Genomic DNA, 5,784 nt, shown 5'->3' on the forward strand with positions numbered 1-5,784 from the left:
AGGTGCCGGTCGCGGGGTTGTAGCGGTCCGCGCCGGGCACCTCGCCGCTCTGGCTGAAGCCGCTCACCGCGAGCACCTGCCCGTCGCGCAGCCGCGTGGCGGTGTGCGCGTTGCGGCCCAGGGTCATGGCGCCGGTGGGAACGAAGGCGTTGCTGGCCGGGTCATACAGCTCCGCCGACGTGAGCCGGACGCCGCTAGCGCCGGTGCCGCCCGCGACCAGCACCTGCCCCGTGCCCAGCAGCGTGAGCGTGGGGATGCCGCGGGTGGTGGACATGTTGCCCGTGGCGGTCCAGGCGCCCGTCGCGGGATCGTAGAGACGTCCCGCGGGGGAGCCGTCGGTCAACACCAGCACCTTGCCGGTGGGCAGCAGCACGGCCTGCGTGATGTTGCCCTGGATCCCGGTGGCGCCCGCGGAGCTCCAGGCGTCGGTGGCCGGGTCATACACGTCCGCCGTGGTCACGAACCCGTTCCGGTTGACGCCGTTGATGATCAGCAGCCTCCCGTCCGGGAGCAGGACGGCCGCGTGTTGCCCGCGGGGCCCCGGCATGGACGCGGTGGCGTACCAGGCCGGCGCCGTCGCGAGGCGGGAGGTCGCGGCGCGGGCGCCCTCCGGTGCCGGGCGCTCGTTGCCGCCGCACGACAGAAGGCCCAGGCTCGCGCAGAACACCAGGAGCCCGCTCCAGACAGCGCGTTGTGATCGCATCGATGAAACCCCGATCCGCGAGGGCTGGCGCGAACGTGACCGTTGGCCCGCCGCTCGACGTGAACACTCCGGATGGCGGATTATCAGTGCGCCGGGCAGTGGGGCAATGCGTGAAAAAATCCTGCGTGGTCACCCATCGCGTGGATCGGAGATCGGCGCCGGGGGCGGCTCCAGGAAGCGGCGCCACCAGTGGCGCATCTCCTCCGGGGTGTAGCCCTCGAAGGAGGTGAAAGGAGGGGAGGGCAGGAGCCACGGCTCCAGGAACCGGGCCAGCTCGCGGTACGCCGGCAGCGGTTCATTCAGCTTGGTGTCCCCGGCGAGCGGAGCGGGGCCCAGGCGGATCACGGCACGGCCCCCGGTGAGTTCCTGGACGGTGGTCTCCGGATGCTGCAGACGGGCGCGGATCGCCTCCGGCCCTCCCATGGTGTCGAGGAGGGAAGCTCCCAGGAAGCTCATCCAGTGGATGCCGTCGATTCCTTCTTCCATGCCCCAGGTGCTCTCGCGTGGAACGTCCCAGCCGGGGTGCCGGACCAGAGGGTCCTTGAGGAGGGGAAGGAGGCTGGACCTGCCACGGGTGAATGACAGCGACAGTCCGGCATGGCCCGTGGAGAAGGGAAGTGGCTCCGCCAGCGCCTGTGCCAGCTCAAAGGCCTTCTCGGGCCCCTGGTCCTCCAGGAACTGCATGGGGACCTTCACGCTCAGGACGCTGGACTCACCAGATGGCTCTCGCCAGGGCAGCCGGGAGCGGAAGCTGAATTCATAGCCAGTGGGATCCGACTCTCCGCCAACGAGATGGACCCATGTGTCGAAGCCCCGCTTGGTCAAGATGTGGAACCAGATGGAGTCTTGATCCCTGTCTTCCATTGGGCCAAAGCGAGCGTTCTCCAACTCTTTGTATACCTCCTCCCATGTGTCTGGAGTGAGTGGGAACGAATCCTCACTGATATCGGGATCCTCTCCCGAGGTCAGTGCTCCGCCACCGGCAGAGATGAACTTGAGATAGGTGTCGAGGGTCCGTCGAAGGACCGGTGCCAGCGCCCTGTGGTCATGCGGCAAGTAGAAGACGATGCGCACGACCAATTGGACCCTGGGAAGTACAGAGGCGAAGTGTTGAAGGAACGGATACTTATTCACGCACGACTCCTAGCTGGGGCGTGATGATGGCGGGCTTGCACTTCCCTCCCAGAGCCGCATAGCGAGACATCTGTCTTAGAGTGTCGCCGTTGGTGAATGGTTCGCCCTTGCTCTTCCCTGTGCACGGAAACTTGAGGTCGAAGATGCATTGGATCTGGAGCGGCTGGTTCGTAGCATGAAGGACGACGTCGGGCTTCTTCGAGCCCGTCCATTGGTTCGTCAAAGCAGGGCCGCCAGACTTTGCGTCGCCGCTGTAGCGAGGCTCAATCGAGACATTTTCGGGGAAGAGCCGGAGGACTTCTCGCTGGATGCAGGCGAAGGCAACAGCGTGCTTCAACTTGCCCAGCTGTGCTTGCCGTCGGATGGGACTGCCGTCCTTGTCCTGGCCGACCACTCGCATGCACTCCGCGTCGTCCGGGTACTTCCCCTCGCCGTATTCACGCTCGTTGACGACGCGGTTCGCCTCTTTCGCGCACTCCACCAACAGGTGCTCGATGCGAGCAACATCCGCCGCCTCCAGCAGCCGCATCGCCGCCCCCGCGGTCGCCGCCGCCCTGGCGGCCTTGTCCACCCACGGCAGGAACGCCTCATCCCCCGGCTGCGTGTAGCAGGTGGGATTGCGAAAGCATCCATTGGTCGCCGAGTCCGTCTGCGCATAGCGCGTCGGCCCTGAAGCGCACGACAGGCAGAGCAGGGCGACCAGCCCACCCAGCAATCGCATCTCAATCATCGTCCTCGCCCACGTCATGCGCCGCCGCGTTGAACAGGCCGAAGCCTCCCGCCTCCTCGCTCGAAATGTCCGCCCGGCGCAGCGCGGGTGAATCCCGTGTCTGTCCCACCGCCATCCAGCGGGGCGCGGCCAGGAGCACGCCGTCCTTCGGCAGCTCCGGCAAGAGGTGCTCCAGGTCCCCGAGGATGAACTCCGCGTGCCCCACGTCCTCGGGCTCAGCCAGTCCGTCCGGTGGATGCCACGGCCCTCCGTCCAGGTGCCCGAAGGGGAAGCTCCCCGTGCCGCTCGCGCCCCCGTACCCGCCCTCCAGGAGCTGCCGCGTCCGCTCCGCGCTCCCCGTCACCGCCGGCAGACAGACGCGCGTCAGCCACTCCCAGGTCGCCGTGCCCTGCTCCACGGGCCAGTCCAGCTCCACCGTGTCGTCCGCCTTCGCCAGCAGCGCGTCGACGTACGCGCACGCCGCGCGCGGCCCCAGCACGCCGCCCCGGCGCGCCTCCTCCACCGCCGCGGGCCACAGCTCCTCGCGGTAGTAGTGCGCGAAGTAGAACCCCGGCTCCTCCCACTCCGGCCGCACGCCCCGGGCAGCTTCGCCAGCACCAGCCCGCTCGACAGGTACGCCGGCCCGGTGGCCCGGGGATGGAACTGGCTGAACGCGAGGCGGAACACCCGCACCGCCAGCCCCGCCTCCTCCGTCGCCTCCAGCTCCTCCGGACAGCCCGCCCGCAGGTGGAAGTCGTCGAAGCGCAGGAACACGTCCACCCCGATGCCCACCGCGTTCTGACACAGCGACTCCAGGCACGCGGCCAGCGCAGGCCTCGCGTCCACCGGGGCCTCCCACGCGGCCTCCTGGATGAGCCGCGTCCCGGCCTCCACCCGGAGCGACAGCCGCACCCGGCCTCCCGGAGAGGGCGCCTCCCCGTGCCGCACGTCCTCTCCGTGAAGCGCGCCGCGATGTTCCTGCCCTGGGGTCCTCATGCTAGGCACCCATCCTTTCCCACACGTCCCCTCCAGGCCAGGAGTCCCATGTCCGAGCCCTCCCCTCCGCGCGACGGCGACTTCGAGCTCGTCACCCTGCGCAACGGCCACCGCGCCGTGCGCCACCTGGGCCATGGCGAGGTCATGCACCCCGCGGTGGGGCCGTGGCAGGAGGCCCTGCGCCTCTACGTGGACCAACCCGGCCTCGCGGACCGCCTGCGCAGGCCCGGCCCGCCGCTGGTCATCCACGACGTGGGCCTGGGCGCCGCCACCAACGCCGTCGCCGCGCTCACCCGCGCCCGCGAGCTGGGCCCCCAGCGCGCCCGCGACCTGCACGTCGTCAGCTTCGAGGTGGACCTGGCCCCGCTGCGCCTGGCGCTCGCGGACGCGACAGGGTTCCCGTTCCTCCAGCCGTTCCGCGAGGCCTGTGAGGGCCTCATGAAGCACGGCGCCTGGACCGAGCCCGGCATCCGGTGGGAGCTCAAGCTGGGGGACGCGGTGCCCTTCCTGGACGCGGAGCTGCCCCCCGCCGACCTCGTCTTCTTCGACCCGTTCTCACCCGCGTCCAACCCGGACATGTGGACCGAGGCGGTGCTCGCCCGGGTGCGCCGGCACTGCCGGGAGGACGGGGAGGGCGCCCTGCTGATGACCTACAGCGCGGCCACGCCCACCCGCGTCACGCTGCTGCTCGCGGGGTTCTACGTGGGCGCCGGCGTGTCCACCGGCGCCAAGGGGGAGACCACCGTGGCCTCGACCCGCTACGAAACCCTGGCCGCCCCGCTGGGGACCCGGTGGCTGGAGCGCTGGGAGCGCTCGTCCTCCCGGGCCCCGCATGGGGCCACCCTCACGCCTGAGGTCGAGCGTCGCCTGCGGACCCATCCTCAGTGGCGCTGAGCGCCGTCTCGACGGGGGCCTCGCTCCAGCGCAGGTGGAACGTCGCCGCCGTGCCGTCGAACTCCTCCGGCAGCGCCACCACCCGCCAGCCCCCGCACAACTGCACCGCGCGCGCCAGCAACCCCGCCGCGAACGTCGGCTGATCCGCCAGCACGTCGTTCATCCACAGCTCCAGCGACGTCGCGCCGCGCTCCACGATTTTGACTTCACTGAAGTTGTTGCCGGCGCGAAAGCCCACGTCCGCCCGCAGCAGCATCCGCCGGGGACCGGCCAGCCGGCCCACGCCCAGGAGGGCGCGGCCAAAGAAGGTGCCGAAGTAGGCGTCCATGAAGCGCTCGCCCAGGGAGTAGTACGCGGCCTCCGCGGGCACGCCGCCATAGACGTGGCCGGCCGCGATGCGCAGGAATTCCCGCCACTGTTCCAGCGAATACGTGCGTTCCAGCTTGCGGTCGAGGTCCAGCCCCGCCCGCTTCAGGTGCTCGCGGCACGCAGGCGTCAGGCGGTTCTCCAGCGCACGGACGAAGAGCGCGTCGACGGTCTGGGCGAAGACAAGCTTCTCAGGATTCATGCGAAGCACCCTACACGAAGCCCCCCATGCGATGCTCCCCCACCTGTGTACTGACGTTCAGTGCCGCGCCCCGCGAGTGTCAGGAAGCTGGCGCGCGCCGCACCCTTCGTGAACTCCGGGTGTTTTGAGACACCGCGTTGACGGCGCGCGCCACGAGTCCGCGCAGCCACTGGTGGGCGGGGTCGCCGTCGAAGCGCTCGTGCCAGACCTGGAGGATGTCGAAGGTCGGCACCGGGATGGGCGGGGGGAACACCTGGAGTGCGTACGCCTCGCCGAACGCGGCGATGAGGCGGCGGGGCGCGGTGAGGACGTAATCCGAGCGCGACACCGCCAGCGGGGCGATGAGGAAGTAGGGCACCCGCAGGGCGATGCGGCGCGGGGGCAGGCCGCGCCTGGCCAGGGCCAGGTCCACCGCGCCCACGCCGTCGCGCGCGGGCTGATGAGGATGTGGGACAGCTTCAGGTAGGTGTCCAGGTCCAGCGTGCGGCGCACGGTGGGGTGCTCCTTGCGCACCACGCAGACGAAGTCCTCGGTGAGCAGCTTCTTCTGGCGCAGGCCCGGCCCGGCCTCCACCGGCGGCGAGACGACGGTCAGGTCCACGGCGCCCGTCTCCAGGAGCGCGGGGTAGGTGTGGCCGTCCACGTGCAGCACGGACAGGTCCACGCCGGGGGCCTCGCGGCCCAGCAGCTCCAGCGCGCCCGGCAGCAGCACGGCCCCGAAGTAGTCGCGCGTGGCCACGGTGAAGCGGCGCGACGCGGTGCGGGTTCGAAGGGGGCTCGT

Annotated in this window: 7 protein-coding genes; 1 reads left to right on the forward strand and 6 read right to left on the reverse strand. The window is 70.2% G+C overall.

Annotation, left to right across the window (positions count from 1 at the left end; genetic code table 11):
• The 4 genes from ACLEQD_RS35255 to ACLEQD_RS35270 form a co-directional block, all read right to left on the reverse strand.
• Positions 1–667: Kelch repeat-containing protein (locus ACLEQD_RS35255; RefSeq protein WP_410390151.1), on the reverse strand; the 667-nt coding region annotated here is incomplete at its 3' end.
• A 165-nt stretch (positions 668–832) separates the two neighbouring features.
• Positions 833–1,837, reverse strand: coding sequence for a type VI immunity family protein (locus tag ACLEQD_RS35260; protein WP_410390153.1), 1,005 nt, complete (start codon positions 1,835–1,837; stop codon positions 833–835).
• Positions 1,830–2,567, reverse strand: coding sequence for a hypothetical protein (locus ACLEQD_RS35265; RefSeq protein ID WP_410390154.1), 738 nt, complete (start codon positions 2,565–2,567; stop codon positions 1,830–1,832). Before ACLEQD_RS35265 ends, ACLEQD_RS35260 begins: the two co-directional genes overlap by 8 nt.
• Entirely contained in the window at positions 2,560–3,141 is a 582-nt protein-coding gene (locus ACLEQD_RS35270) for a hypothetical protein (protein WP_410390155.1), read from the reverse strand. The genes ACLEQD_RS35265 and ACLEQD_RS35270 overlap by 8 nt, the downstream gene beginning before the upstream one ends.
• A 449-nt stretch (positions 3,142–3,590) precedes the next feature.
• Here ACLEQD_RS35270 and ACLEQD_RS35275 point away from each other — a divergent pair, with 449 nt between their 5' ends.
• Positions 3,591–4,436 (forward strand): tRNA (5-methylaminomethyl-2-thiouridine)(34)-methyltransferase MnmD, encoded by an 846-nt coding sequence (locus ACLEQD_RS35275; RefSeq protein WP_410390157.1) that lies wholly within the window; start codon positions 3,591–3,593, stop codon positions 4,434–4,436.
• Here ACLEQD_RS35275 and ACLEQD_RS35280 read toward each other — a convergent pair.
• Complete coding sequence (locus ACLEQD_RS35280) at positions 4,387–5,004, reverse strand: DUF2378 family protein (RefSeq protein WP_171411951.1); 618 nt, start codon at positions 5,002–5,004, stop codon at positions 4,387–4,389. The genes ACLEQD_RS35275 and ACLEQD_RS35280 overlap by 50 nt on opposite strands.
• Before the next feature lie 57 nt (positions 5,005–5,061).
• The coding region (locus ACLEQD_RS35285; protein WP_410390159.1) for a LysR substrate-binding domain-containing protein at positions 5,062–5,784 on the reverse strand (723 nt) is incomplete at its 5' end.

Origin of the sequence: Corallococcus sp. 4LFB (genome assembly GCF_046520365.1) — a bacterium.
Classification (GTDB): Bacteria; Myxococcota; Myxococcia; order Myxococcales; family Myxococcaceae; genus Corallococcus; species Corallococcus caeni.